Source organism: Actinomycetospora sp., assembly GCF_055612215.1.
In genome coordinates this window covers 1-3018 of the sequence record NZ_JBVPVA010000398.1, presented here as the reverse complement: position 1 = coordinate 3018, position 3018 = coordinate 1, and the positions used below count along the sequence as shown (strand labels likewise).

The 3018-nt window shown below is 74.4% G+C and carries 3 protein-coding genes and 1 pseudogene; 3 read left to right on the top strand and 1 reads right to left on the bottom strand.

Features of this window, described 5'->3' with window-relative positions; all coding sequences use genetic code 11:
- A pseudogene (locus tag AC0CYZ_RS11330) lies at positions 1 to 543 on the bottom strand (hypothetical protein); the annotation flags it as partial.
- A gap of 322 nt (positions 544 to 865) precedes the next feature.
- Between AC0CYZ_RS11330 and AC0CYZ_RS11325 the strand changes: the two are divergent.
- From AC0CYZ_RS11325 to AC0CYZ_RS11315, 3 genes are all read left to right on the top strand, one after another.
- Entirely contained in the window at positions 866 to 2080 is a 1215-nt protein-coding gene (locus AC0CYZ_RS11325) for an alpha/beta fold hydrolase (RefSeq protein ID WP_472215308.1), read from the top strand.
- A gap of 99 nt (positions 2081 to 2179) precedes the next feature.
- Complete coding sequence (locus AC0CYZ_RS11320; RefSeq protein WP_472215306.1) at positions 2180 to 2644, top strand: DUF6918 family protein; 465 nt, start codon at positions 2180 to 2182, stop codon at positions 2642 to 2644.
- Positions 2645 to 2721: 77 nt separating this feature from the next.
- A complete protein-coding gene (locus AC0CYZ_RS11315) occupies positions 2722 to 3018 on the top strand; it encodes an EthD family reductase (RefSeq protein WP_472215304.1) in 297 nt (98 codons plus the stop codon).

Below are 3018 nucleotides of genomic sequence, written 5' to 3'. Positions count from 1 at the left end.
GCCGGGGCCGTGCGCGGGGCGGGGACCGGGCACCGGCTCGCCACCCCCGGAACCTCCCGAACCGACCACGCCGGGAGCGGCCGCGGGCGCCGGGACGCCGACCGCCGGGGCCGAAGCCGCCGGGGCGACGGGGACCCCCCCGAGCTCACCCGGACCGGGCAGGGGCGCCTGCTGCGCGCGCCGGTCGACCTGCGCGCCCGACGGCGGCGCGGCGAGCGCGGGGGGCGGGCCGAGGTCGGTGATCGTGGGCGCGGCGGCACTCGTCGGGACGACCACCGGGCCCTGCGGGGTCGGGGTGGACACCGCGAACAGGCCACCGAGGCCGGGGGCCATCGCGAGCGTGGTCGAGGTGCCCGTGACGGTCTGGAAGACGGCGGTGCTCACCGCCGCGGCGCCCATCAGGGACACGCCGGCCACCGCGACCCGACGTCGCCGCGCCCCGACCGCGCCGTCGCCCCCGGTCAGCCGGATCCACGTCGCGCCGGCCACGCCGGGGTCGGCCCCGCCGCCGCCCGCGCCCGCCGACGCCGTCCTCGGTTCCACCGTGTCCTCCTGCTGCTCCCGCGCCGCCTCACTCGCGAGGTGGTCACGGCACCCGGGCACCTGCCCTGGGTCCGGGCGCCGTGTACTGAGTCAAACGGACCAGAGCTGTAGTCGTCTTTCTGACGATCAGGCGGCATCTCATGCGTCCGAGTGGGCGCAGGTCTCACGCGACGGAGTCGTGCCGTGACGCGGCGTCGAGATGGGCGGACACCGGCCCGTCGCACGCCGGCAGCCGCTCGCCGCGTCACCCCGGGGAACCACACAGGGCCGTCCGGGGGCCGTCGGACCTCCGCCGTCCCCCGAACAGCCCTACGATCCCCGCGTGCCCACCGCCGCGCCCGCGTCCCGCCCCACTCCCGACGAGGGGTCCGAGACGTCGGGTGCGCTCTCCACGACCGACACCTCGTCGTCGATGCCCGCGGTCGTCGACGCGGCCCTGCGCGAGGCGGAGCAGGCGCTGGTCCGGGTTGGGTCGGCGGCGGTCAACGTGCGCGACCGGCTCCGGGACGGGCACCTCGCGGACACCCGCCGGATGCCCCGTAGCCCGGTGACCGACGGACCCGGCTGGACCCTCCACCGCTACGCGCCGCTGCCGGACGGGCCGCCCGCCGCCGGGCTGCCGATCCTGCTCGTCCCGCCGCTCGGGGCCCCCGACCTCGCCTTCGACCTCCGCCGCGGCAACAGCCTCGTCGAGTTCCTCCTCGAGCAGGGCCGCACGGTCTACGTCGTCACCTACGACACCGCGCTCTGGCCCGGCCGTCGCCGCGGGCTCGAGACCTGGGTCGACGACGTGGTCCCGGCCGCCGTCGCCCGCGTGTGCCAGGAGGAGGCGACGAGCGAGGCCGAGCCCTGCCCCGTGCACCTCGTGGGCTGGAGCCTCGGCGGGCTCTTCGTGCTGCTCACCGCGGCCGCGCACGCCGAGCTGCCGATCGCCTCGGTGACGGCGTTCGCCGCGCCCGTCGACGTGGCGGCGGTGCCGATCGTGGCCCCGTTCCGGTCGATCGCCGAGTACACCGGCGGCCGGATCTTCACGACCGCCTCCCGGCTGCTCGGCGGGTTCCCGGCCCCCGCGGTGCGCGCCGCGTTCCAGATCGTCAGCGTCGACCGGTATCTCACCAAGCCGCTCACGATCCTGACCCACCTCGACGACCGCCAGCTACTTGAGCAGATGGAGGCCGTCGACATCCTGATGAACAACATGGTCGCCTACCCGGGCCGGGCGTTCGGGCAGGTCTACCACCAGGTGATCCGGCACAACGAGGTCGCGACCGACTCCGTCCACATCGACGACCGCCCCGTCCGGCTGGCCGACGTCACCGCCCCCGTCCTGCTGATCGCCGGCGCCGACGACGGGATCGCCCCGGTCGACGCGGTGCGCCGCGGCACCGAGCTGCTGACGTCGTCGTCGGACCTGCGGTTCTCGGTGGAGCCCGGCGGCCACCTCGGGGTGCTCGCCGGGCGGCGGGCCCACGACCACTCGTGGGCGACGTTCCTGGACTTCGTCGACGCGCACGACGACGCGGCCGACGGATCCTGAACCACACCGGTGTGATTCGCCGCCGGGGGTCCACGAGGTGATCACCTGCGGGTGTCGTACCGTCGGCGCGCCCTGCTCCCCCGTGGAAGGACCCACCGCGTGGCCGTCATCCTCAAGGCAGCACTCCTCGACTCCGACAAGCGCGGATACGTCGTGGACGACCTGGCGACGCTCGTCGACGACGAGGTCAAGGACAAGAGCGGACTGTCGGGCGGCATGATCAAGACGGGCTACGCCGCCGTCAAGAAGATCAAGCCCGGCATCATCTGGGGTGCCATCAACACGCTCCTCGACGACTTCGTCGAGGCCCTCGAGCCGTACTGGACCGCCTACAGCGCCTCTCCCTCCGGGGCGGGCCCCGCCACCGACTTCGGCGCCTACCTCGCGGCCCAGCCGCAGCCGGTCTCGGAGGCCCTGCTCGGCGTGACCGACCGACGCGCCGCGGCGTCGAGCCGCCAGGCGATCACCTCGGTCTACTCGAAGCTGCGCCCGAAGGCCCAGGAGAACGTCATCGAGGCGCTGCCGCGGCTCGGTCGCGTCGTCGAGAAGCACGCCGCGCAGTAACTGCTGCACGACGACGGCCCGGTCACCCCTCCGGTCGGACGGGTGACCGGGCCGTCGCGCGCCGTCAGGGTGATCGGATGCACATCCTCACGGTTCTGTACGGCCAGCCCGACGACCCCGCCGCGTTCGACGCGTACTACACCGGCACGCACGTCCCGCTCGCGAACAAGATCCCGGACTGTCGGAGCTTCACCTACCGGCACGTCTCGACGCTGGACGGCTCGCAGCCGCCGTACCACCTCATCGCCGAGCTCGCCTTCGACTCGCTCGAGTCGCTGCAGGCCGCGCTGGGCTCCGCCGAGGGCGAAGCCGCCGCGGGTGACGTCCCGAACTTCGCGACCGGCGGCGCGACGATGCTGGTGGCGCACGACTAG